We start from the raw sequence: 21,751 nt of genomic DNA on the forward strand, positions 1-21,751 counted from the left end.
CCGGATTTGCCTCGGCGCTCCAACGACGTTTCAATCCTTGCATGCAACCCTTCGCGACTTCCGTTTTCACGCCCCGCGCGCCTGGCGGGCCGCCATGACCCGGGACGGCATCGACGCGCTGCCGGCGCTGCCGCTGACGCCACGGCTGGCGCAGCGGCTGGCATGGATCACGCCGGACGGCCTGCCGCCGGGACAACGCCGGCAGGCGGAGTTCCAGGCGGGCCGCCAACTGGCGGCGCAATTGCTGGCCGCGCTGGGCGCGCCCGCCACGCAGGTCGGCGTGGCCGCGGACCGCTCGCCTCTCTGGCCCGACGGCTACGTCGGTTCGATCAGCCACAGCCGGCGCCTGGTGGGCGTGGCAGTGGCGCGGCGGCGCGACGTGCGCGCGGTCGGGATCGATATCGAGGCGATCGCCGAGGAACCCGCGGTCGAGGCCATCGAATCGGTCTGCATGCGGCCGGAGGAACGCGAGTTCGACGCCGGCGCGCTGACGCGCGCCGAGTTCGCCACGCTGCTGTTCTCGGCCAAGGAAGCGTTCTACAAATGCATGCAGCCGCTCACCCGCGTGGCGTTCGATTTTCCCGACGTCACCCTGACCCGTATCGACCCGGCCGCGCAGCGCCTGGAACTGCGCCTGCTGCGCGCGGCCACGGCGGAATTCGGGCCGGGTCACCTGTTCCAATGCGGCTATCGCAGCGCACAAGGCCACGTCTATACTGCCTTGGAAATTGGTCATTGAAGCCTCTCCCCCTTACGTTGTCCCCCATCGACAAGGAGCGTTCACATGTCTGATCCCATCGTTATCGTGAGTGCCGTGCGCACCCCGCTGGCCGCCTTCCAGGGCGAATTTTCCACACTGTCCGCCAATGAACTGGGCGCCGTCGCCATCGGCGCCGCGCTCGAGCGCGCCGGGCTCAAGCCCGATCAGGTCGACGCGGTGCTGATGGGCAACGTGTTGCAGGCCGGCCAGGGCCAGGCGCCGGCGCGGCAGGCCTCGATCAAGGCGGGCATCCCGTCGTCGGTGGGCGCCATCACGGTGTCCAAGGTATGCGGTTCGGGCATGCAGGCCGCGATGCTGGCGCACGACGGCATCGTCGCCGACACCTACGGCGTGGTGGTGGCCGGCGGCATGGAATCCATGACCAACGCGCCCTACCTGCTGACCAAGGCGCGCGGCGGCTATCGCGCCGGCCACGCCACCATGTACGACCACATGATGCTCGACGGCCTGGAGGACGCCTACCAGGTGGGCCGCGCCATGGGCACGTTCGGCGAGGACTGCGCCGCCAAGTACGGCTTCACCCGCGAGGAGCAGGACACCTTCGCGGTGGAATCGGTGTCGCGCGCGCAGCAGGCCGCGCGTGACGGCGTGCTGAAATGGGAGACCGTGCCAGTCACCATCAAGTCCAAGAAGGGCGACACGGTGATCGAGCTGGACGAACGCCCGCAAAAGCTCAACGTCGAGAAGATCCCGACCCTCAAGCCCGCCTTCGCCGCCAACGGCACCATCACCGCCGCGTCCTCGTCCGGTAACGCCGACGGCGCCGCCGCGCTGGTGCTGATGCGCGAATCCACCGCCAGGAAGCTCGGCTGCAAGCCGATCGCCCGTATCGTCGGCCACGCCAGCTTCGCGCAGGAACCCGAGTGGTTCACCACCGCGCCCGTGGGCGCGATCAGGAAGCTCTATGACAAGACCGGCTGGAAGACCGCCGACGTCGACCTGTTCGAGATCAACGAGGCCTTCGCCGCGGTCACCATGGCGGCCATGAAGGAACACGACATCCCGCGCGACAAGGTCAACATCCACGGCGGCGCCTGCGCGGTCGGCCACCCCATCGGCGCCTCGGGCGCGCGCATCATGGTGTCGCTGCTGGGGGCCCTGAAGGCCACCCAGGGCAAGCGCGGCGTGGCCACGCTGTGCATCGGCGGCGGCGAAGCCACGGCGATCGCGCTGGAAATGGTCTAAAAAAGGGTCACGCCCCCGTTTTAAGACGTCACTGAATTGCGCGTAAACGTTTCCGCGGCGCCTCCGGGCGCCGCGCTGCTGTGCGCGGCCCGCCCCGTCGTGGCCTGCCGACACAGGAAAACACATTGCGAAACTTGAAGCCTCCCCGGGTGCATTGCCATCATGGTCGGACATTCATCCGGAACAAGGAGGTTTCATGCCGCATTCCAAAACCGCAATCCTGTCGGCCATCATGTTGACGGCCGCGCTGTCCGGTGCCCCCGTCCTGGCGCAGAACGCCCCGCCCGCCAGCCAGACGCCCATGGCGCCGGCGGCGGTGCAGCCCACCGACCAGCAACTGCAGCGCTTCGCGTCCGCGTCGCAGAAGGTGTCGGGCGTGGTGGACGAATACCGTCCCAAGGTCGATGCCGCCAAGACCGACGCGGAAAAGCAGAAAGTGATCCAGGAAGCCGATGCCAAGATGGTCAAGCTGGTGCAGGCCGACGGCCTGTCCGTGCAGGAGTTCAACGGCATTGGCCAGGCCGTGCAGCAGAACCCGCAGCTCAAGGAACGGCTGATGAAGATGGGCAAGGCCGGCGCGACGGTACAGTAGGCCCCGCGCGCGGCGGCCCGCCCGGCCGGGAGGTCGCCGCGCCAGCCGCGCCGCCGTTGGAGGTATCCTAGGCACCTGTCCACAGGCCCAGGGCCTACCCCTCCAAAGGAGCGCGGCATCTTGACCCCCGATCTCACCCTGTACGACCTGGCCGGCTCCGATCCGACGCTGCGCTTCAGCCCGCATTGCTGGAAAACGCACATGGCGCTGGCCCACAAGGGCCTGGCCGCCCGCACCGTGCCGTGGCGCTTCACCGACAAGGAAGCGATCGAATTCTCGGGCCAGAAGCTGGTGCCGGTGCTGGTGCACGGCGACCACGTGATCAGCGATTCGTGGCAGATCGCCTGCTACCTGGAAGACACGTTCCCCGAACGCCCCTCGCTGTTCGGCGGCGACACCGGCCGGGCGCTCAGCCTGTTCGCCAACAGCTGGGCCGACACCACCCTGGTGCCGACGCTGGCGCGGTTGCTGCTGCCGGAGATCCACGCCCTGATCGACGCCAAGGACAAGGACTACTTCCGCCACACCCGGGAAAAACGCTTCGGCCCGCTCGAAGACCTGCCCGCGCTGCGGGAGGAACAACTGGCGGCCCTGCGCGCCTCCCTGCTGCCATTGCGCCAGATGCTCGCACGGCAGCCGTACCTGGCCGGCCAGCAGCCGGCCTATGCGGATTACGCGGTGTTCGGATTCTTCATGTGGGCGCGCTGCACCAGCGCGCTGGAACTGCTGGCGGCCGACGATCCGGTGGCCGCGTGGCGCGAGCGGCTGCTCGATGCCCATGGCGGGCTGGCGCGCCAGGCGCCCGTGGCGGCGGCGTAGCCGGGGCGGCGCTGGCGCCCGGCGCACACGCGGGCGTCACGCGCGGGCCGCCTCCCTGCTCCGGCGGGCGGCCGACGGACAGGCTCAGGTCTTCAGGCGATAGCCGGTCTTGAAGATCCAGCGCACCACCACCAGGCAGACGGCCAGGAACACCAGCGTCATGGCGACGCTGACCGTGACGTTGACGTCCGCCACGCCATAGAACGCCCAGCGAAAGCCGCTGACCAGGTACACCACCGGGTTGAACAGCGTCACGCCCTGCCAGAACGGCGGCAGCATCTTGATGGAATAGAAGGTGCCGCCCAGGAAGGTCAGCGGCGTGATGATCATCAGCGGGATGATCTGCAGCTTCTCGAAGCCGTCGGCCCACACGCCGATGATGAAGCCGAACAGGCTGAAGGTGACGGCGGTGAGCAGCAGGAACCCCAGCATCCAGAACGGATGCGCGATCTCGAACGGCACGAACAGGCGCGCCGTGGCCAGCATGATCAGCCCCAGGATGATGGACTTGCTGGCCGCCGCCCCGACGTAGCCGGCGACGATCTCCAGGTACGAGATGGGCGCCGAATGGATCTCGTAGATGGTGCCCGAGAAGCGCGGCATGTAGATGCCGAACGAAGCATTGGCCACGCTCTGGGTCAAGAGCGACAGCATGATCAGGCCCGGCACGATGAAGGCGCCGTAGCTGACGCCGTCGATCTGCACCATGTGCGAACCAATGGCCGAGCCGAACACCACGAAGTACAGCGAGGTGGAGATGACCGGCGACAGCACGCTCTGCATCAGCGTGCGCCAGGCGCGGGCCATTTCGAAGCGATAGATGGCGCGGATTGCGTAGAAATTCATGATTGTCCGTGCACCAGGCTGACGAAAATCTCTTCGAGCGAGCTTTCCGAGGAGTTGAGGTCGGTGAATTCGATGTCCAGTTCGGTCAGGCGCCGCAGCAGGCCGGAGATCTGGCCGCCGCCCTGGTTGTCGTAGGTGTAGACCAGTTGGCGGCCATCGGCCGACAGTTCCAGGTGGAATGGTTCGAGCGCGGTCGGGATGCCCGGCAGCGGCGCCTTCAGCGTCAGCGTCAGGCGCCGCTTGCCCAGCTTGGTCATGAGCGCGTTCTTTTCCTCGACCAGGATGATCTCGCCCTTGCGGATCACGCCGACGCGGTCGGCCATTTCCTGGGCTTCCTCGATGTAGTGGGTGGTCAGGATGATGGTGACGCCGTTCTCGCGCAGGCGCCGCACCATGTCCCACATGCCGCGCCGCAGCTCGACGTCGACGCCGGCGGTGGGTTCGTCCAGGAACAGGATCTTGGGTTCGTGCGACAGCGCCTTGGCGATCATCACGCGCCGCTTCATGCCGCCGGACAGGGCCATGATGCGGCTGTCCTTCTTGTCCCACAGCGACAGATCGCGCAGCACCTTCTCGATGTATTCCGGGTTGGCCGGCTTGCCGAACAGGCCGCGGCTGAAGGTGACGGTGTTCCAGACGCTTTCGAAGGCGTCGGTGGAGATTTCCTGCGGCACCAGGCCGATGGCGCTGCGGGCGGCGCGGTAGTCCGTCAAAATATCGTGGCCGTCGGCCAGCACCCGGCCCTCGGTCGGGTTGACGATGCCGCAGATGATGCTGATGAGCGTGGTCTTGCCGGCGCCGTTGGGGCCGAGCAAGGCGAAGATCTCGCCGCGTTGGATTTCCAGGTCGACGCTTTTGAGCGCCTGGAATCCGGAGGCGTATCGCTTGGATAGGCCCTGAACTGAAATGACCGGCTGCACGCTTGCTCCCAGCTTGGTGTGGACAACCGGCAATTTTACCCTCCGCGCGCAGGCCGCTTGTTCGGGCAGGTGGAACGCTGTGTTTGGAAAACGCAATAAATGTTCCGGGCTGCCGTACACTGCCCGGGCAGGCAAAAAACAGGGCGGCGCACGCCCAACACAGGGGGACCGGCCGTCCAGGCCGGTCAATGGCATGTTCGCGGATCTGAAACACCTGTCACACCACGCGGCCTGGCGCCGCCAGCTGGAAATGCTGCTGGAATCGGCTGGCGAGGGCATCTACGGCATCGACCTGCGCGGCCGCTGCATCTTCATCAACGGCGCCGGCGCGGCCATGCTGGGCTACACCCCCGACGAGGTGGTGGGCCGCAACATGCATTATCTGATCCACCACTCGCACGCCGACCGCAGCCTGATGCCGGTGCACGATTGCCGCATCTTCAAGGCCTTTCGCGACGGCCGCGGCGAACGGGTTGACGACGAGGTGCTGTGGCGCCGCGACGGCTCCTGCTTCGACGCGCAGTATGCCTCGTACCCGATCCGCAACGACCAGGAGGTGGTGGGCGCGGTGGTGACGTTTTCGGACATCAGCGCGCGCAAGCGCATCGAGCGCGAGCTGCAAGGCACCCGGGCGCAGCTGGAAGCGCGGGTGCAGGTGCGCACCGCCGAACTCAGCGCCGTCCATGAATCGCTGCGGCGGCTGGCCTCGCACCTGAGCACGCTGCGCGAGCAGGAACGCGCCCACATCGCCCGCAATATCCACGACGACCTGGGCGCCTCGTTCACCGCGCTGCAACTGGACCTGAACTGGCTGCGCCGGCAACTGGCGGGCGAGCCGCCCCTGCAGGCCCACCTGGACCGCATGCTGGAGGTGACGCAGACGGCCATGGACGCCACCCGCCGCATCCTCAACGACCTGCGGCCGGTGGTGCTGGACCACCTGGGCCTGTGGGCGGCGCTGGAAACGCTGCTGCAGGACCTGCAGGCGCGCAGCGGGCTGCGCTGCCGCTACCTGTGCCCGCCCGACACCGAAAGCCGCCGCCTGGAGCCCGAGGCGGAAATCGCCGTCTACCGCATCGTGCAGGAACTGTTGACCAACGTGCAGCGCCACGCGCGGGCCCGCAGCGTCAGCGTCAGCGCGGTCTGGGGCGAGGATGGCCTGCTGCTGGAAGTGGAAGACGACGGCGTGGGCATGCGGCTGCCCGAGACGCACCAGACCTTCGGCATCCTGGGCATGCGCGAACGGGCCCGCGCCATCGGCGGCGACCTGGAGCTGGACAGCGCGCCCGGCGCCGGCCTGTGCGCCCGCCTGCGCCTGAACCCGCAAGCGGCCTGAGGAGACGACGCCATGCCCCTGAACCTGCTGATCGTCGACGACCACCTCATCATCCGCCGCGGCCTGGCCCGCATCCTGCAGGAAGACCCGCGCGTGGGCCTGGTGCGGGAGGCCGCCGACGCCCCCGCCGCCCTGCGCGCGCTGCGCCAGGAGCCCTTCGACGCGATGGTGCTGGACGTGGCGCTGGGCGAGCGCGACGGCCTGGACGTGCTCAAGACCGTGCGCGCCGACCATCCGGCGCTGGGCGTGGTGATGCTGTCGGTCTATCCGGAATCGCAGTTCGCGGTGCGGGCCCTGCGCGCCGGCGCCCATGCCTACCTGAACAAGGGCTGCGATCCGGACGAGCTGCTGGCGGCGCTGGTCAACGCCGCCGCCGGCCGGATGTACGTCACCCCGACCGTTGCCGAACTGCTGGCGCACACCGTGCGCCAGGACAGCACCCGGCCGCCGCACGAGCTGCTGTCCAACCGCGAATTCCAGGTGCTGCAGTTGCTGGCGGCCGGCAAATCGGTGTCGGCCATCGGCGAGCAACTGGCGCTGTCGGTGAACACCATTTCCACCTACCGCGCCCGCATCTTCGAGAAGCTGGGCGTGCGCACGCTGGTCGAGCTGGTGGACTATGCCCGCGCGCACCACCTGGGTGCGCGCTGAGCGCGGCGCGCACCGGCCCGGCGCGGCCGCGCACCGTGTAGTGCGCCCCCTACATGGATATCGTCGAACCGGCGATACCGGGCGCCGGCGGCGCGCCCCAAGATGGAGGCATTCCGAACCCTGGAGACCTCCATGTCCCTGTTCAGCAATCCGTTCGATCCCGCCAGCCGCCTGGCCTGCGCCTGCGGCCGCCATGCCTCCCAGGCCGAGCACGCGCGCGCGGCGGCGGACGGCCAGGACGCCCGCGCTGGCGCGGCGTCCGGCGACGCCGCCTTTGACCGCGCGGTGGAAGGCGCCGTCATGCGCGCCCTGTTCCCGCAGGACGCCCTGCGCCGCCGCTTCCTGCGCGCGGTCGGCGGCGGCACGGCCATGGCCGCCGTCGCCGCGCTGTTCCCGCTGGCGGCCGCCAAGGAGGCCTTTGCCCAATCCGCCGGCCCGCTGGAGAAGCAGAAGCTGAAGGTCGGCTTCATTCCCATCACCTGCGCCACGCCCATCATCATGGCGCACCCGATGGGGTTCTATGGCAAGCAGGGACTGGACGTGGAAGTGGTCAAGACCGCCGGCTGGGCGCTGATCCGCGACAAGGCCATGTCCGGCGAGTACGACGCCGCCCACATGCTGTCGCCCATGCCGCTGGCCATCTCGCTGGGCGTGGGCGCCAGCCGAGCGGTGCCGTGGACCATGCCCGCCGTGGAGAACATCAACGGCCAGGCCATCACCCTGTCGATGAAGCACAAGGACCGGCGCGATCCGAAGGACTGGAAGGGCTTCAAGTTCGCGGTGCCGTTCGACTATTCCATGCACAACTACCTGTTGCGCTACTACCTGGCCGAACATGGCCTGGATCCGGATACCGACGTGCAGATCCGTTCGGTGCCGCCGCCCGAAATGGTGGCCAACCTGCGCGCCGACAACATCGACGGCTTCCTGGCGCCGGACCCGGTCAACCAGCGCGCGGTCTATGACGGCGTGGGCTTCATCCACACCTTGTCCAAGGCCATCTGGGACGGCCATCCGTGCTGCGCGTTCTCGGCCAGCCGCGAATTCGTCACCTCCCAGCCCAATACCTACCAGGCCCTGCTCAAGGCCATCATCGAGGCCACCGCCTACGCCCGCGATCCGGCCCACCGCAAGGAGATCGCCACCGCCATCGCCACACCCAACTACCTGAACCAGCCGGTCACGGTGGTGGAACAGGTGCTGACCGGCACCTACGCCGACGGCCTGGGCAACGTCCTGAAAGATCCGAACCGCATCGACTTCGACCCGATGCCGTGGGGCTCGTTCGCGGTGTGGATCCTGACGCAGATGAAGCGCTGGGGCCAGGTCAAGGGCGATGTGGACTACCAGAAGATCGCCAACGAGGTGTTCCTGGCGACCGACGCGGTGCGCCTGATGCGCGAGGCCGGCCTGCCCCCGCCCGCCGACACCGCCAAGACCTTCAGCGTGATGGGCAAACCCTTCGACCCCGCCCAGCCCGAGGCCTACCTGGCCAGCTTCAAGATCCGGAGGAGCTGATGCGGGCCGTGCAACCCTGGCGGGCGACCTTCCTGTCCGTCATCCTGCTTCTGCTGTTCCTGCTGCTGTGGCACGTCGCCACCCGCCCCGCCGCCAGCGCGGCGACGGTCGATCCGGCCTATGCGGCGCTGGTCGGCAACGCGGCGGCCGGCGGCTCGCAGACGCCCTTTCCCGGCCCGGCCGAGGTCGGCGCCCGGCTGTGGCAGCACCTGCGCGATCCGTTCTATGACCGCGGCCCGAACGACAAGGGCATCGGCGTGCAGCTGGCGTATTCGGTGGCGCGGGTGCTGACCGGCTTCCTGCTGGCGGCGCTGGTGGCGATCCCGCTGGGCTTCCTGATCGGCATGTCCAGGACCGTCTACCGCGCCTTCGACCCGTTCATCCAGGTGCTCAAGCCGATCTCGCCGCTGGCCTGGATGCCGCTGGCGCTCTACACCATCAAGGACGCCGACACCTCCGCCATCTTCGTGATCTTCATCTGCTCGCTCTGGCCGATGCTGGTGAACACGGCGTTCGGCGTGGGCGCCGTGCGGCAGGACTGGCTGAACGTGGCGCGCACGCTGGAAGTGTCGCGGCTGCGCACCGCCCTGCTGGTGATCCTGCCGGCGGCCGCGCCCACCATCATGACCGGCATGCGCATCTCGGTCGGCATCGCCTGGCTGGTGATCGTGGCGGCCGAGATGCTGATCGGCGGCACCGGCATCGGCTACTTCGTGTGGAACGAGTGGAACAACCTGTCCATCGCCAACATCATCTGCGCCATCCTCTTCATCGGGTTGGTCGGCATGCTGCTGGACACCGTGCTGGCGCGCGCCGCGCAGCTGGTCAGCTACCGGGAGTGAACGCCATGAGCCAACCCTTTCTGCAAGTGCAGGCGCTGGCCAAGCGCTATCCGGGGCGCAACGGCCAGCCAGCGGCCCCGGTGTTCGAGAACATCGACTTCGGCATCGAACAAGGCCAGTTCGTCTGCGTGATCGGCCATTCGGGCTGCGGCAAGACCACCATCCTGAACATCCTGGCCGGCATCGACGAAGCCAGCGAAGGCGTCGTCATCATGGACGGCCGCGAGATCGCCGGCCCGTCGCTGGCGCGCGGCGTGGTGTTCCAGGCGCACGCCCTGCTGCCCTGGCTGAGCGCGCTGCAGAACGTCGAATTCGGCGTGCGCTCGCGCTGGCCGGCCTATTCCCGCGCCCAGGTGCGCGAGCACAGCCTGCGCTACCTGGACATGGTCGGCCTGGCCCGCGCCGCCGACAAGAAGCCGTGCGAGCTGTCGGGCGGCATGAAGCAGCGCGTGGGCATCGCCCGCGCCTTCGCCATCCAGCCGCGCATGCTGCTGCTGGACGAGCCCTTCGGCGCGCTCGACGCGCTGACGCGCGGCACGATCCAGGACGAACTGCGCGCCATCGTGCAGGAAACCCGCCAGACCGTCTTCATGATCACGCACGACGTGGACGAGGCCATCCTGCTGTCGGACCGCATCCTGCTGATGAGCGCGGGCCCCCATGCCCGCATCGCCGAGTCGGTCGAGGTGGATCTGCCGCGCGGCCGCACCCGCGCCAGCCTGCACCACGAGCCGCGCTACTACGAAATCCGCAACCATCTCGTCGACTTCCTGGTCGACAAGGCTTCCCACAAGGAGTGAACCCCCATGATGTCCCGCGCCGAAGTCACCGAACTGATCGTCACCCGCCGCCTGGAAAAGAAGCTGTCCTGGGCCGCCATCGCCGAGGCCGTCGGCCAGAGCAAGGAATGGACCACCGCGGCGCTGCTGGGCCAGATGACCCTGACCGAGCAACAGGCCCAGGCCGCCGCCCGCCTGCTGGACCTGCCCGCCGACGCGGTGGTGCAGCTGCAGGTGGTGCCCTACAAGGGCTCGCTGCCCACCACGGTGCCCACCGACCCGCTGATCTACCGCTTCTATGAACTGATCAACGTCTACGGCACCACCTTCAAGGCGCTCATCAACGAAGAGTTCGGCGACGGCATCATGAGCGCCATCGACTTCAAGATGGACCTGACGCGCGAGGCCGATCCCAAGGGCGATCGCGTGCAGATCGTGATGAGCGGCAAGTTCCTGCCCTACAAGACGTATTGAGCAGGACACGGCGGGCGCGGCCGCCCGCCCGCGTCAGCCTTCCACCGCCAGTTCTTCCCAGCCGAGATCGCGGGTGCGCGCCAGCGCTCCGGTCACGGCGGCGGCCGCGTCGCGCGCCGCGTTTTCCAGGGAATCACCGGCCAGCAGCCGCGCGGTGATGGCCGCCATGAACACGTCGCCGGTGCCATGCACCGAGGGCGGGATGGCGATCTCGGGGTGGCCCAGCACCACGCAGTCGGCGGCCGTCACCACCGCCAGCCGCAGGGTGCCGGGCGCCGCGGTCTGCGGCGCGGCGCTGGTGACCACGATCCATTCCGGCCCCTCGGCGATCAGTTCGCGCGCGGCCGCCGCCACTTCGTCGATCGAGGCCAGCGGCCGGCCCACCATCTGCTCCAGCTCGAAATGGTTGGGCGTCATGCCGTGGGCATGCGGCACCAGCCTGCGGCGGTATTGCGCCACCAGCCCGGCATCCACGTACAGGCCGTCGTTGCGGTCGCCCATGACCGGGTCGATATGCACCCGCACCTCGGGCCGCGCCGCCCGCAGCCCGCGCAGCCAGTCCGCCAGCAGGTCGGCCTGCCCGGGCTGACCCAGGTAGCCGCAGACCACGGCGCGCGCCACCGCGGTCACGCCGCGCTCGTCCAACCCGCGCAGCAGGCCCTCGAACCAGTCCAGCGGCACCGCGCCGCCGTGCAGCGTCGGATAGTGCGGGGTATTGCTCAGGATGACGGTGGGCAGCGCGATGGCGCGCAGCCCGGCCTGGCGGAACACCGGCATGGCGGCATTGTTGCCGACGCAGCCATAGACGACCTGCGATTGGATGGAAACGACGTCGACCCGCGCGGTCACGGCGGGCAGCGCTGCGCCGGGCGTCGGGGCAGCGGAAATGGCGGTCATACGGAGGGCTCCTGCGGACAGAGACGAAATCCGCCTTATTCTATGCCCACCCGGCGGCCCCCCGTTCGCCGCCCCCGCCGGCGGCGTGGCCAACACGGCCCTCAGTCGCGCGCGGCGGCCAGCCAGCCGGCCCCGTCCAGCACCGCGTCGTCGATCCCCGCCAGGTGCGGCGCGAACGGATAGGCCAGCGACGACACGATCTGGCACTGCGCCAATTGGGGGTGATCGGCGTTCAGCAGATACTGGCAGCCGCCGGCGGCCGAGGGCACCCGCAACAGCAGGCTATCGCCGCGCGCCAGCCAGGCGTTGCCGAAGGCGCGCGAGGCCTGCAGGTCGCTCTGCCAGCCGGCCGGCGGGCGCGGATCGGCCACCGCCGCGAGCGGCACCACCACTTCCAGCAGGAAGTAATTGCGCGGCAAGGCGCGCGGGTGCGCCACCTCGGCCTGCGCCAAGCGCGCGAACACCGCGGCGGCGGGGGTCGCGTCCAGCACCACCACCGACGCGCCCGCGGCATGCCAGCGGCCGGCCGGGCGGGCGCGCGGCATCAGGTCCTGGCTGTTGCTCAAGCGCCAGAGCGTGGTCATGGGCCGTTTCCTTCGTCGATGTTGATCAGCCACTGCTCGATCAGCGCGGCGTAGCGTCCGTGCTGGCACAACAGCAAGGGCACCCGGCCGTGCAGGCGGCGCTTGGGGCTACAGAGCCAGCGCCGCGCGCCCTCGGCGCCACCGAACACCAGCTCGGCCAGCCACGCCACCCGCAGCGCCCGGTACAGCACCCGCAGGTCGGCCAGGTCGAGGCTGTGCTCACGCAACGAATCGCGCGGGCGGCCGGGTTCCAGTTGCGGCACCAGCGCCAGCCACTGCGACAGATCGCCGGCGAAGGTGCCGCGCAGCGACTGCAACAGGGCCGCCGCGCACTGCAGGCTGACGGGCGGTCCGGCCTGGCCCAGCGCCAGGTCCAGCCGCGCCTGCAGCGCCGCGGCAATACCGCCGCCCTCAGGGCGCGCGGGCGGCGACGGCGGGCTGGGCCGCCGCGGCGGCCGCGCTCTGGTCGAAAGCGGCATTGAGGGCCGCGCCATCGATGCTGACGGTTCCTGCATTCAGCAACCCCTCCAGGTAAGCCCTCGCCGCCAGTTCCTGGCGTTGGGTCCGCAACGCGGCACGCAACTCATCCTTGACCTGCTCGTAGGGCGCCACGCTGGCCGCGCGCAGGTCCACCAGCTTGAGGATGTGGAAACCGGCGGCCGACTGCACCGGCGCCGACACCTCGCCCGCCTTGAGCTGTTCGATGGCCGGGCGCATCTCCGGCGTCAGCTGCGCCAGCGGCACGTAGCCGATGTCGCCGCCCTGGGCGCGGGTGGTGGCGTCCTGCGAATAGCTCTTGGCCAGCGCCGCGAAATCCGCCTTGGGCGCCTGGGCGCGCTTGGCCAGGTCCTGCGCCTGCTTGCGCGCGGCGGCCACGGCCTCGCCGTCGCCCAGCGCCGCCGGCAGGAAGATCTGGCTGACGCGGTACAGCGCCGGCTGCGCCAGTTGCGGCCTGGCGCGTTCGTAGGCGGCGCGCAGGTCGGCCTCGGCCGGATAGTCGTCAGGCGCGCGGCTGACCGAATCCAGGTAGGTCTGCAGCACGATGCGCTCCTGCGCCGCCTGGAAGGCGCGCTTGAGCTCGGGTCGCTCCTGCCAGCCCTGGGCGCGGGCCTGCTCGACCAGCGCCTTTTCGGCCAGGCGCGCGCGCAGCCACTGGTCCAGTCCGGCGCGATTGCCCTTGAGCTGGGCCCGGGCCTCGGGCGGCAGCGATTCGAGCTGGCGCGCCAGTTCGTCGCGGTCCACCTGCACCGCGCCCAGGGTGGCCACGGCTGGCGCCTTTGCCGGGGCCGGCTGGGCGGCGGCGGCAGCGGCCGGCGCCGCGCCCTTTTCCGGCGCGGCCGCCGCCTTGGCGGGCACGGGACTGGATTCGCTGCTCTGCGCCGGGCTGCCGCGCATCAGCGCCACCGCGCCGGCCAGCACCGCGATCAGCAGCACCGCGGCGGTCACGCGCAGCCGCGCGGGCTGATTGGAAAACATGTTCATGGTCGGAACCTCGCTTGCTTGGATGCGCCATTCGCCGCCACGGCGGCCTGGGGGGTTGGGGACGTTGCCGTCCCGAACGCCAGGCGCCGGGCCTGGCGGATGGATCAGTTCAGCGCCTCGGTGGCGGCGTCCTGCCGCGGTTCAACGGCGTCGGTATCGGCGCCAGCTTCGGCGGAGGCGTTGGCGCGCAGGAACAGCAGGAACTCCTGCAACAGACGGTCCCACAGCTCGACGGTGGCGCGCAGGTAGTTCTCGGACACGCCGCCGGCCAGGATCACGTCCAGTTCCAGCACCAGGAACACCCCCTGCAGCGTCAGGCGGGCGAAGCGTTTTTCAACGTTCCAGCGCTCGGCCAGTCCGGGCGGCAGTTCGCCCTGCACGCGCAGCGCGCAGCTCAGCGTGTAGTCCAGGTAGCTGCCGGGTTCAACGGCGGGGTTGCCCATGCGCGCGGCGAAGCCCACGCCCTGGCTGGCGCTCAACAATTGCACCATGCCGTTCTGCTCGGACACGGTGACGCGATAGCCGGCGGATTGCAGCAGTTCCTGCAGGCGTTCGACATTCACGTCGAGAATCAGGCTGGAGTCGGTCATTGCAGTCATTCCTAGGTAAAAGAGATCAATTCAGAGAGATCGGTCCGCAGGCAAAGCCGTTCATTACAGTCTCCCTGCATGAAAGAGATAAGACAGCGCCCTGGCGCTCAGGGTTGGGCCGCCGGCGCCGCCGGCGCGGCGGCGCCGACCTGCGCGTCGTACAGCCTGTCGCCATATGCCTGCGCCTGCTCCTCGAACTTGACGCGCGCGCTGCCGGCGAAGGGCTGCTTCATGGCCAGGATGCCGCCGGCGCCGATGCGCTCGTAGGCATTGAGGATCTCCTTGCCCGCTTCGTACATCTCGCGGTTCTTGGCGATGCAGGCCTTGGCCTCGGTGTCGCGCTGCGCCAGGGTGCGCGCCAGGGTCTGGCGTTCGGCCTCCTTGGCGCGCGACAGCGTCAGCAATTCGTCATAGGCGCCCTTGAACTTGCCCAGCTGGGCGTGGCTGGCGGCCACCTGCGCCTGGGCGCTTTCCATGACCGCGCCCTGCTGCTCGGCCAGCTTCTCGGCCTGGCCCTTGGCCTTGGCCAATTGGCCGCGCAGCGCCTCCAGCTCTTTCTGGGCGGCGTCGCGCTGGGCCTCGGCGGCGGCCTTGGCCGCGTTGACCTGGGCCTGCTCGCTCTGCAGTTGCTGCAGTTGCTGGGTGGTGCTGCGCAATTGGGCGCGCAGGCGCTCTTCCATGGTTTCGGCATGCGCCGGCAGCGCCACGCTCAGGCCGGCGGCGCACAGGGCCGCGGCGGCAGCCAGCCGCCGGCCGCGTCCCAATGCCCGGGGCGGGCTCGATTCATCCCATAAGCTATGCATGTCCATGGCCTCAGAACCTGGCGTTGATCTCGAACTGCATGGTGTCGATGGACAGCGGCGCGCCGTAGATCTCGCGCGTGCTCATCCAGCGCAGGACGCCGTACACGTTCTTGTCGAAGGCATAGCCGCCGCCGATGTAGTAGCCGCGCGCGTTGGTGCCGCCCTGGTGGAACGACGAATCGTTGAAGGCATCGGGCAGCGCGTCCGGCTGGATGTACTTGTAGCCGACGAAGGCCAGCCAGTCGCCCTTCTCCTTCAGGTCGTACGAACGGCCCAGCGTGGCCTGCAGCATCCAGGCGTTGGGGCCGCTTTCGATGTCGCCGTTCTCGCCGACGTTGTTGACGAGCTGGCCTTGCGAACGGCTCGCCATCTTGCTCTTGCTGTAGGCCAGGTTGCGCAGATAGTTGGCGTTCAGGCGCAGGCCCAGGCCGTCGAACACGCGCGTATCCCAGCGCAGGTTCAGGTCCAGCAGGTCGAACTTGGACGCCAGGCCGACGTATTGCGGCTGCGGCGTGTTGGCCGGGTCGAGCGGGTTGGACGTGATGTTGCGCAGCAGGAACAGGGTGTTGCCCTTCTGCATGAAGGCCGGACGCGACCAGTCGGTGTCGCAGTTCTCCTGGCCGGCCCAGGGCGAGCAGGCGCTGGAGCGCTTGCCGGCGATGTTGTCGAAATGGTAGTAGGCCAGCGCGCCGCGCAGGCTGTTGCGGTTGTCGATCTTCCAATCGGCGCCGGCCTGGGCGGCCAGCAGCCACTTGTCCTCGCTCTTGCCCTCGGAGAACGACGAGGAGTTCCAGCCGTTCGAGCCGTACTCGGTCGAGAAGGCGCCCAGGGTGCCGAACAGCGTCACGTCGCGGCCTTCCAGCGGCTGCTTGAAGATCGCGGCAATGCCGTCGAAGTTCAGGTCGTTCGAGAACAGCATGTCGGTCGACTCGAACGGGTTGGCGATGCGGCCGCCGGTGACCGTGGCCCACTTGGCGGGGCGATAGGTCAGGTAGGCCTGGTCCAGCCAGATATCCTTCTTGCCCATGCCGCCGCCCAACGTCTGCGAGGTCGACACCGGGCTGTCGTCGCTGCCGGTGGCCAGGCGGATGCCCGCGGTCCACGATTCCGAGATGTCGGCGCGCACGCCCAGGCGGGCGCGGATGCGCAGCTGGTTGCGGCGGTCCTCGCGCGTGTTCAGCATCGGCGGGTAGTTGCCGTTGGTGTTGCGGTTCAGGTCGTACGGCCCCTTGGCATTGAGCTTGGCGAAGTCGACGATTTCGTTGCTGTTGCTGCCCGAGTACAGGCGCGACTCGTCGCGCACGCGCACGTCGCCGTCGATGGTGATGCGCGACACCCAGTCGGGGAAGGTGTTCGGCTGGGCCCAGTTTTCCGCCTTGGCCTGCCCCATCACTTCCGCCTTGACCTCGTCGCGGATCTGGTCGCGCACGGTCTGCGGGATATAGGGCACGCGCACGTCACCCGCCTGGGCCACGGCGGCGCCGCGGTCCTGCGGCGCGGCGCGGGCGGCCTTGGCCTCGGCTTCGGCCTGGGCCACCAGGGCCTCGGCCTGCTCCGGCTTGAGCACGCCCTGCTGCACCAGCAGGCGGATCAGGTTGATGGTGGCGTTCTCGGACGGGGCGGGCGCGGCGTTGCCCGTGGCCGGCAACGCTACGGCGGCGCCCGCCGCGGCCAGGGCCAGCGATGCCGCCAACCGGTTCAATTGGAACTTCATTCTCTTGGCACTCCAGGATCGGTTCAATTCAGCACTTCAGGAGGGGCGGCGGCCGGTCAGCGATGCCCGGATCGGCATGCTGGCCGAGGCCGGCGGACGTTCATCCAGGCCCGGCACCGCGCGCAGCGCCGCCACCACGCGGGCGTCGACGTCGGCATCGCCGCTGGAACGGGTCAGTTCGACACGCGTGATCTGGCCGCTGGCCGTGAGCCAGATGTTGGCTTGCAGGCGGAAGGTCAGATTGCGCGTGCGCTCGTCTTCGCGCAGGATCTTCTGCAGCGCGTAGGCGAGGTACTGGCTGTAGGTGGCGTTGCCGGCGCGGCCGCCGCCGCCGCCGGCCATGCCCTTGCCCTGGCCGGCGCCGATGTTGAAGGCGTCGCTGCCCGCCTGGGCATCGCCGTCGATCTGCATCGGATTGGCCAGGTCGTCGGCCGGACGCGGTGGCGCCTCGTCCTGCGGCTTGGGCGGTTCGGGCGTGGGCTGCGGCTCGGGTTCGGGCGTGGCCACCGGCTCTTCCTTGGGCGGCTCGGGCTCCGGCGGCTTTTCCGGCTCGGGCGGCGGCGGCGGAGGCGGCGGCAGCGGGATGATCGCGGTGACCTTGGGCGCGTCGCGGCGCACCCCGGCCATGTCGTTGGCCCAGCGCCAGAGCGCGTAGGCGGCCGCGATCAACGCCACCGCCACCGCCGCCAGCTTGAGCCAGCGGCGCGCGGGATGGGGGGTGCGCGGGGAATCGGATGCGTGGTGCGGCATGACGGTTGCCTCGGCCCCTTATTTCGGCTTGCCGGTGACCAGCCCGACCTGGGCCAGTTCCAGCCGGCGCAGCAGGTCCAGCACTTCCACCACCTTCTGGTACTGCACGGCGGCGTCGCCGCGCACGATCACCGGAAAGTCGGGATTCAGCGCCTTTTCCGTGCGCAGCCGGTCTTCCAGCTCGGGCAGGGTCACCGGGTAGGCGTCCAGAAACACCTGGCCCGCGTCGTTGACGGAAATCGCCTTCGTCTTGGGCTGCGACAGGGCGATGGACGAGCTGGCCTTGGGCAGGTTGACCTTGATGCCGGCGATCTGCGCCGTGGCGGTCAGGATGAACATGACCAGCACGACCATCAGCACGTCGACCAGCGGCGTGATGTTGATACCGTCCACGGGCGCGTCGTCGTCATCGTCCTGGGAAGCGGATACGGAAGCCATGGGGTCGTCTCCTTATGCTTCGGCGGCGGCCGGCTGCGCATCGCGCACGGCCGGACGGCTGGCGACGGGCGCGCGCGCGCCGCCGTGGTGGGCGGCTTCCTGGGCCTGGCTTTCGCCATGCACTTCGGCCAGGCGCGTCACGAACTCGTCGACGAACACGCGCATGTCGGCGCCGACTTCCTTGTTGCGCGAGACCAGGCGGTTGTAGCCAAACAGCGCCGGGATGGCGACGAACAGGCCCATGGCGGTGGCCAGCAGCGCGGCGGCCATGCCCGGGGCGATGGCGTTGATGTTCACGTCGCCGGCCATGGCGGTGCCCAGGAACACCACCATGATCCCCAGCACCGTGCCCAGCAGGCCGATGTACGGGCCGCCGGCAATGGCGTTCGAGAGCGAGCCGAGCCTGGCGCCCAGCAGCTGGTTTTCCTTGGTGCGGACGGCGTCCATCGAGGCGCGGATGGCCTCGATGGTGGCGGCCGAGATCGAGCTGGTGTCGGCGCCCTGCTCGCGGCGGGTGCGGATTTCATTGACCGCCACGCGATACAGGCGCCACAGCGAGGCGTGCTCCAGGCGCTGGGCCAGGGCCTTGTCGTCGGCCAGCAGTTCCAGGCGCTGGCCGACCTTGGCGAAGGACTCGCGGAAGACCTCGTTGGCGCGCGCCACGCGGGCCACGTTGCGGCTCTTCTTGATCATGATGATCCACGACTGCACCATCATCAGCACCAGGATGGCGATGATGACCCAGGCGTCGATCGGCACCGCCTTGAGCAAAAAGCCCAGGCCGCCGAAGCCGAAGCCCGACTGTTCCTCGTCGTTGCCGTAGGCCACCAGGCGCGATTCGGCGCCCTGCGAGATCGCGTCGGCCAGGATCAGCGCGGCGGGACGGGCAACGCGCGACAGGCGCACTTCGTCGATGGCGCCGACGAACGGCGCGTACACATGCGGCGCCGGCGCGGCGGCGGCCTCGGCCGGCGCGGCGTCGCCATTGGCGGGCGCGGTGGCCGCCGCCGGCGCGGGCACGTCACCGCCCAGGGCGGCGGGCGTGTTCAGCGGCGGCAGGCTGACGGCCAGCGAGGACGTGGCGCGACCGTTCACATACAGCGTGACCTGGCTGCCATCGGCGGTCACCGCCAGGTGCTGCCAGGCCGCGGGCGTGAGCGACTGGCCGGGCTGGCTGCGCTGGCCGTTCACTTCGACGAAGGGCACGCCCTGGTTGATGCCGATCAGCAGCGCATTGCCGCCGTCGCGGCGCGCGTACACCAGTTGCTCGCCGGCCGGCTGGTCGGCGCGCACCCAGGCGCTGAAGGTGAAGGCGCCCGCGGCGGGCACGGCCAGCGAGGGACTGGCGGGCAGCATCAGCGGCGCGCCGCCAGCGAATTGGGCGGCGCGGCCGATCACGCCGTCGACCGCGGCGGCCATGGGCGTCTGGGCGTTGTTGCTGTTGCCGGTGGTGTCGCGCGGCGGCGCGCCGGCCGCGCCGTCGAAGTGGTAGACCAGCGTGTAGTTCGGGTCGAAGGTCAACTGGCCGTTGGCCGAAGCCGGCGCCTTCTGGTTGCCGTAATACATCCAGATGTCCTGGCGCTGGCCGTCGGCCAGCGCCGGCAGGTCGACCCAGATCAGCGCCATGCCCAGCAGCGGATCGAACGCTTCCAGCTGGTGGTTCAGCACGGTCTGGTCATCGCCGGCCACGAAGCGGATGTCCGCGCCCTTCTCGTTGATGCCGTCGAAGGTGAAGTTGCCGGTGTGCAGGCGCACCAGCAGCGGCGCGCGGCCGGCGGCGGCGCCCAGCGGCGCGCCCTGCGGCGTGCTGTCGACGGTGATCTGCTTGCGGTACTGCCAGTCGGGTTGCCACCAGGCGTTGGCGGCGGACGGCAGCACGCCGGCCAGCACGGTCAGTAGGAGCATCAATAAGCGTTGCATGGTCAGGACTCCGGGATAAATACGGTTTCGCGCGCGCTCAGAAACTGGCGCGGACGCTGAAGTTCAGTCGGGGATCGTGTTTCTTGGTGTTGGGGCCGTCCTTGAGCGGATAGCCCCAGTCCAGCGAGCCGGACAGCCAGTCCAGCACCTGCAGGCGCGTGCCCAGGCCGACGCTGGCCAGCGAGTAGCTGGCATCCTGTTCGGGCAGCGGATCGCGCAGGCGCAGCGTGGCCGCATCGGCGAAGGCATAGAAGCGCCACTCGTTGACGTTGCTGCCGAGCCAGCGCGCCAGCGACGGCGTGCGCCACTCGACCGACCCCAGGAAGCCATCGTCGCCAGTGCGCTCGGCGGCCAGGTAGCCGCGCACGCTGGTGCTGCCGCCGGCGGAGAATTGCTCGTTCGAGACCAGCGCGCCCGAGGCCAGCTGGAAGCCGGCGCGCAGGCCCAGTTGCCAGTCGCCGAACAGGTTCTGCGTATGGGTGCCGTCGCCGCGCAGCAGCGCGAAGCTGGGGCTGGCGCGATAGCGCTTGTCGTCGAATTCCTTCCAGTCGCTGCCCAGGCCGAAGAACGAACGGCTGGCGCCGACGATCGACAGGCCGACGCTGCTCTGCGACGACTCGGAATAGCGGTAGCCGTTGTACGAGAAGGTGAACGGCACGTACTTGAGCGGGATCAGGTCTTCATTGCCGCCAAAGCGCGTGGTCTCGTCGAACTTCTTGTAGTCCAGGCCGACCGACAGCGAGTTGTACCAATCGCCCTGCGGCGCCAGGGTGTAGATGGCGCTCATGCCGAATGAATAGCCCTTGCCCAGCACATTGGTGCCGCCGATGGTGGCCACGTTGCTGTCGCTCTTGTAGCCGGTGAACTGCAGGCTCCATTGCTTGTCCAGCGGCATCGAGTAGGAGCCGGACCAGACCTTGGCGTTGTCGGTTTCCTGCGGCGCGGTGAAGAACGTCAGGCTGACCGAATGGCCCAGCTGCCACAGGTTGTCGTAGCCCAGCGACGCCGTGCTGCGCAGGCGCGTGGTGTCGGCGCTGTAGTCGTTGTTCAGGCCCAGGCTGGCGTGCCACGGGTTCTTGTCCTCGACCTTGAGGTCGACGTCCATGGTGCCGGGGATGCGGCCTTCCTTGACCAGCGGCACCACCTGGCGGCTGGCGCCCTTGTTCAGGCCGGTCAGCTCGGCCTGCGCCTGGTTGAAGTTGGGCACCTCGCCCTCCTTCAGCGCCGGCACCTCGTCGCGGATGGCCAGCGGCGAATAGTGTTTCGCGCCCACCACGCGCACGCGGCCGACCTTGGTCTCGGCGACCTGCAGGAACACGATACCGTCGGCCACCTGCTGCTCGGGCAGGTCGACGTACACGGACTGGTAGCCGCGTTCCTGGTAGACGGCCTGCAAGGCTTCGCGCGCGGCCTCGATGTCGGCCAGCGTGCGGTCCGGCCCCAGGTAGGGATAGACGGCCTTCTCGATGTCGCGCGCCTCCAGCACGGTGTTGCCGCGCACGATGTATTCGTTGATGTTGACGCGGCGCGCCTCCTGCGCGGCCGGCGCCGGCTGCGCCCCGGCCACGCTCGCGGCCAGCGCCAGCGCCGCCGCCACCGGCGCGCCGCGCATCATGGCGCGCAGCGCGCCGCCCCTGCTCTCGAAATCATGCATAGCGATGCACTCAGTTCCTTGTGTGATAGCCGGTCTGGCACCGGCCGCTACCGTGCAGCGCGCTTGCGACAATCCCGTTACGGTTTTCTGCCCGCATACCCGCGTCTACAGCTTCTGCTTGTTACTAGACGTTCCCGGACGGCGCGGACTGCGCGTTGTAAGAAAAATTTCATGAA

At 69.1% G+C, this 21,751-nt stretch carries 23 protein-coding genes; 10 read left to right on the forward strand and 13 right to left on the reverse strand.

Features of this window, described 5'->3' with window-relative positions; genetic code table 11:
• The first annotated feature begins 37 nt into the window (after positions 1-37).
• The 4 genes from ABFG95_RS04400 to ABFG95_RS04415 all read left to right on the forward strand — a co-directional run bounded on the left by ABFG95_RS04400 (position 38) and on the right by ABFG95_RS04415 (position 3,377).
• Positions 38-739: a 4'-phosphopantetheinyl transferase superfamily protein gene (locus ABFG95_RS04400; RefSeq protein ID WP_348995502.1), complete on the forward strand. Its 702-nt coding sequence runs from the start codon at positions 38-40 to the stop codon at positions 737-739.
• A 45-nt stretch (positions 740-784) separates the two neighbouring features.
• The gene (locus tag ABFG95_RS04405; protein WP_054417420.1) at positions 785-1,966 is read left to right on the forward strand and encodes an acetyl-CoA C-acyltransferase; all 1,182 of its coding nucleotides are present in this window, start codon (positions 785-787) and stop codon (positions 1,964-1,966) included.
• Between the two features lie 196 nt (positions 1,967-2,162).
• Entirely contained in the window at positions 2,163-2,558 is a 396-nt protein-coding gene (locus ABFG95_RS04410) for a DUF4168 domain-containing protein (RefSeq protein ID WP_054417419.1), read from the forward strand.
• A gap of 120 nt (positions 2,559-2,678) precedes the next feature.
• Positions 2,679-3,377, forward strand: coding sequence for a glutathione S-transferase family protein (locus ABFG95_RS04415; RefSeq protein ID WP_348995503.1), 699 nt, complete (start codon positions 2,679-2,681; stop codon positions 3,375-3,377).
• Positions 3,378-3,461: 84 nt separating this feature from the next.
• On the opposite strand, the gene ABFG95_RS04420 is transcribed toward ABFG95_RS04415, so the two are convergent.
• On the reverse strand, positions 3,462-4,223 hold the full coding sequence (locus tag ABFG95_RS04420; RefSeq protein ID WP_006386110.1) for an ABC transporter permease: 762 nt from the start codon (positions 4,221-4,223) through the stop codon (positions 3,462-3,464).
• Entirely contained in the window at positions 4,220-5,143 is a 924-nt protein-coding gene (locus ABFG95_RS04425) for an ABC transporter ATP-binding protein (protein ID WP_059271658.1), read from the reverse strand. Before ABFG95_RS04425 ends, ABFG95_RS04420 begins: the two co-directional genes overlap by 4 nt.
• 193 nt (positions 5,144-5,336) lie before the next feature.
• Here ABFG95_RS04425 and ABFG95_RS04430 point away from each other — a divergent pair, with 193 nt between their 5' ends.
• From ABFG95_RS04430 to cynS, 6 genes are all read left to right on the forward strand, one after another.
• Positions 5,337-6,479 (forward strand): PAS domain-containing sensor histidine kinase, encoded by a 1,143-nt coding sequence (locus tag ABFG95_RS04430; protein ID WP_348995504.1) that lies wholly within the window; start codon positions 5,337-5,339, stop codon positions 6,477-6,479.
• A gap of 12 nt (positions 6,480-6,491) precedes the next feature.
• Positions 6,492-7,130, forward strand: a complete 639-nt coding sequence (locus tag ABFG95_RS04435; RefSeq protein ID WP_054513818.1) for a response regulator transcription factor — start codon at positions 6,492-6,494, stop codon at positions 7,128-7,130.
• Between the two features lie 132 nt (positions 7,131-7,262).
• Positions 7,263-8,648 carry a CmpA/NrtA family ABC transporter substrate-binding protein gene (locus ABFG95_RS04440; RefSeq protein WP_348995505.1) on the forward strand — a complete coding sequence of 462 codons (1,386 nt, stop codon included), beginning with the start codon at positions 7,263-7,265 and terminating at the stop codon, positions 8,646-8,648.
• Positions 8,648-9,490 (forward strand): nitrate ABC transporter permease, encoded by an 843-nt coding sequence (gene ntrB / locus ABFG95_RS04445; protein WP_348995506.1) that lies wholly within the window; start codon positions 8,648-8,650, stop codon positions 9,488-9,490. Before ABFG95_RS04440 ends, ntrB begins: the two co-directional genes overlap by 1 nt.
• A gap of 5 nt (positions 9,491-9,495) precedes the next feature.
• On the forward strand, positions 9,496-10,290 hold the full coding sequence (locus ABFG95_RS04450) for an ABC transporter ATP-binding protein (RefSeq protein WP_063582677.1): 795 nt from the start codon (positions 9,496-9,498) through the stop codon (positions 10,288-10,290).
• 9 nt (positions 10,291-10,299) lie between these two features.
• Positions 10,300-10,743, forward strand: coding sequence for a cyanase (cynS, locus tag ABFG95_RS04455; protein WP_045953619.1), 444 nt, complete (start codon positions 10,300-10,302; stop codon positions 10,741-10,743).
• A 33-nt stretch (positions 10,744-10,776) separates the two neighbouring features.
• Here cynS and pdxK read toward each other — a convergent pair whose 3' ends face one another.
• From pdxK to ABFG95_RS04510, 11 genes are all read right to left on the reverse strand, one after another.
• A complete protein-coding gene (pdxK, locus tag ABFG95_RS04460; RefSeq protein ID WP_054417410.1) occupies positions 10,777-11,640 on the reverse strand; it encodes a pyridoxine/pyridoxal/pyridoxamine kinase in 864 nt (287 codons plus the stop codon).
• A gap of 101 nt (positions 11,641-11,741) precedes the next feature.
• Positions 11,742-12,224, reverse strand: coding sequence for an RES family NAD+ phosphorylase (locus ABFG95_RS04465; protein WP_348995507.1), 483 nt, complete (start codon positions 12,222-12,224; stop codon positions 11,742-11,744).
• Positions 12,221-12,703 (reverse strand): MbcA/ParS/Xre antitoxin family protein, encoded by a 483-nt coding sequence (locus ABFG95_RS04470; protein ID WP_348995508.1) that lies wholly within the window; start codon positions 12,701-12,703, stop codon positions 12,221-12,223. Before ABFG95_RS04470 ends, ABFG95_RS04465 begins: the two co-directional genes overlap by 4 nt.
• On the reverse strand, positions 12,636-13,706 hold the full coding sequence (locus tag ABFG95_RS04475; protein WP_312475892.1) for a peptidylprolyl isomerase: 1,071 nt from the start codon (positions 13,704-13,706) through the stop codon (positions 12,636-12,638). Before ABFG95_RS04475 ends, ABFG95_RS04470 begins: the two co-directional genes overlap by 68 nt.
• A gap of 104 nt (positions 13,707-13,810) precedes the next feature.
• On the reverse strand, positions 13,811-14,296 hold the full coding sequence (locus ABFG95_RS04480; RefSeq protein WP_054417406.1) for a YbjN domain-containing protein: 486 nt from the start codon (positions 14,294-14,296) through the stop codon (positions 13,811-13,813).
• A 107-nt stretch (positions 14,297-14,403) separates the two neighbouring features.
• Positions 14,404-15,099 (reverse strand): DNA repair protein, encoded by a 696-nt coding sequence (locus tag ABFG95_RS04485; protein ID WP_331712093.1) that lies wholly within the window; start codon positions 15,097-15,099, stop codon positions 14,404-14,406.
• Positions 15,100-15,109: 10 nt separating this feature from the next.
• Positions 15,110-16,813, reverse strand: a complete 1,704-nt coding sequence (locus ABFG95_RS04490) for a putative porin (protein WP_068979961.1) — start codon at positions 16,811-16,813, stop codon at positions 15,110-15,112.
• Positions 16,814-16,849: 36 nt separating this feature from the next.
• On the reverse strand, positions 16,850-17,563 hold the full coding sequence (locus ABFG95_RS04495; protein ID WP_063585482.1) for a TonB C-terminal domain-containing protein: 714 nt from the start codon (positions 17,561-17,563) through the stop codon (positions 16,850-16,852).
• Between the two features lie 18 nt (positions 17,564-17,581).
• Complete coding sequence (locus ABFG95_RS04500) at positions 17,582-18,001, reverse strand: biopolymer transporter ExbD (RefSeq protein WP_054417402.1); 420 nt, start codon at positions 17,999-18,001, stop codon at positions 17,582-17,584.
• Between the two features lie 12 nt (positions 18,002-18,013).
• Positions 18,014-19,921, reverse strand: coding sequence for a MotA/TolQ/ExbB proton channel family protein (locus ABFG95_RS04505; RefSeq protein ID WP_175224202.1), 1,908 nt, complete (start codon positions 19,919-19,921; stop codon positions 18,014-18,016).
• A gap of 37 nt (positions 19,922-19,958) precedes the next feature.
• Positions 19,959-21,575, reverse strand: coding sequence for a ShlB/FhaC/HecB family hemolysin secretion/activation protein (locus ABFG95_RS04510; RefSeq protein ID WP_063570260.1), 1,617 nt, complete (start codon positions 21,573-21,575; stop codon positions 19,959-19,961).
• Positions 21,576-21,751 lie beyond the last annotated feature (176 nt).

Origin of the sequence: Achromobacter sp. HNDS-1 (genome assembly GCF_040084795.1) — a bacterium.
In the GTDB taxonomy this organism is placed as follows: domain Bacteria; phylum Pseudomonadota; class Gammaproteobacteria; order Burkholderiales; family Burkholderiaceae_B; genus Achromobacter; species Achromobacter ruhlandii.

What these genes read in the sequence shown, in the direction of transcription:
- ABFG95_RS04405 (WP_054417420.1), top strand. Translation starts at nt 785, where the DNA reads ATGTCTGATCCCATCGTTATCGTGAGTGCCGTGCGCACCCCGCTGGCC.
- ABFG95_RS04410 (WP_054417419.1), top strand. Translation starts at nt 2,163, where the DNA reads ATGCCGCATTCCAAAACCGCAATCCTGTCGGCCATCATGTTGACGGCC.
- ABFG95_RS04420 (WP_006386110.1), bottom strand. Translation starts at nt 4,223, where the DNA reads ATGAATTTCTACGCAATCCGCGCCATCTATCGCTTCGAAATGGCCCGC.
- ABFG95_RS04430 (WP_348995504.1), top strand. Translation starts at nt 5,337, where the DNA reads ATGTTCGCGGATCTGAAACACCTGTCACACCACGCGGCCTGGCGCCGC.
- ABFG95_RS04435 (WP_054513818.1), top strand. Translation starts at nt 6,492, where the DNA reads ATGCCCCTGAACCTGCTGATCGTCGACGACCACCTCATCATCCGCCGC.
- ABFG95_RS04440 (WP_348995505.1), top strand. Translation starts at nt 7,263, where the DNA reads ATGTCCCTGTTCAGCAATCCGTTCGATCCCGCCAGCCGCCTGGCCTGC.
- ntrB (WP_348995506.1), top strand. Translation starts at nt 8,648, where the DNA reads ATGCGGGCCGTGCAACCCTGGCGGGCGACCTTCCTGTCCGTCATCCTG.
- ABFG95_RS04450 (WP_063582677.1), top strand. Translation starts at nt 9,496, where the DNA reads ATGAGCCAACCCTTTCTGCAAGTGCAGGCGCTGGCCAAGCGCTATCCG.
- cynS (WP_045953619.1), top strand. Translation starts at nt 10,300, where the DNA reads ATGTCCCGCGCCGAAGTCACCGAACTGATCGTCACCCGCCGCCTGGAA.
- pdxK (WP_054417410.1), bottom strand. Translation starts at nt 11,640, where the DNA reads ATGACCGCCATTTCCGCTGCCCCGACGCCCGGCGCAGCGCTGCCCGCC.
- ABFG95_RS04465 (WP_348995507.1), bottom strand. Translation starts at nt 12,224, where the DNA reads ATGACCACGCTCTGGCGCTTGAGCAACAGCCAGGACCTGATGCCGCGC.
- ABFG95_RS04470 (WP_348995508.1), bottom strand. Translation starts at nt 12,703, where the DNA reads ATGCCGCTTTCGACCAGAGCGCGGCCGCCGCGGCGGCCCAGCCCGCCG.
- ABFG95_RS04475 (WP_312475892.1), bottom strand. Translation starts at nt 13,706, where the DNA reads ATGAACATGTTTTCCAATCAGCCCGCGCGGCTGCGCGTGACCGCCGCG.
- ABFG95_RS04480 (WP_054417406.1), bottom strand. Translation starts at nt 14,296, where the DNA reads ATGACCGACTCCAGCCTGATTCTCGACGTGAATGTCGAACGCCTGCAG.
- ABFG95_RS04485 (WP_331712093.1), bottom strand. Translation starts at nt 15,099, where the DNA reads ATGCATAGCTTATGGGATGAATCGAGCCCGCCCCGGGCATTGGGACGC.
- ABFG95_RS04490 (WP_068979961.1), bottom strand. Translation starts at nt 16,813, where the DNA reads ATGAAGTTCCAATTGAACCGGTTGGCGGCATCGCTGGCCCTGGCCGCG.
- ABFG95_RS04495 (WP_063585482.1), bottom strand. Translation starts at nt 17,563, where the DNA reads ATGCCGCACCACGCATCCGATTCCCCGCGCACCCCCCATCCCGCGCGC.
- ABFG95_RS04500 (WP_054417402.1), bottom strand. Translation starts at nt 18,001, where the DNA reads ATGGCTTCCGTATCCGCTTCCCAGGACGATGACGACGACGCGCCCGTG.
- ABFG95_RS04505 (WP_175224202.1), bottom strand. Translation starts at nt 19,921, where the DNA reads ATGCAACGCTTATTGATGCTCCTACTGACCGTGCTGGCCGGCGTGCTG.
- ABFG95_RS04510 (WP_063570260.1), bottom strand. Translation starts at nt 21,575, where the DNA reads ATGCATGATTTCGAGAGCAGGGGCGGCGCGCTGCGCGCCATGATGCGC.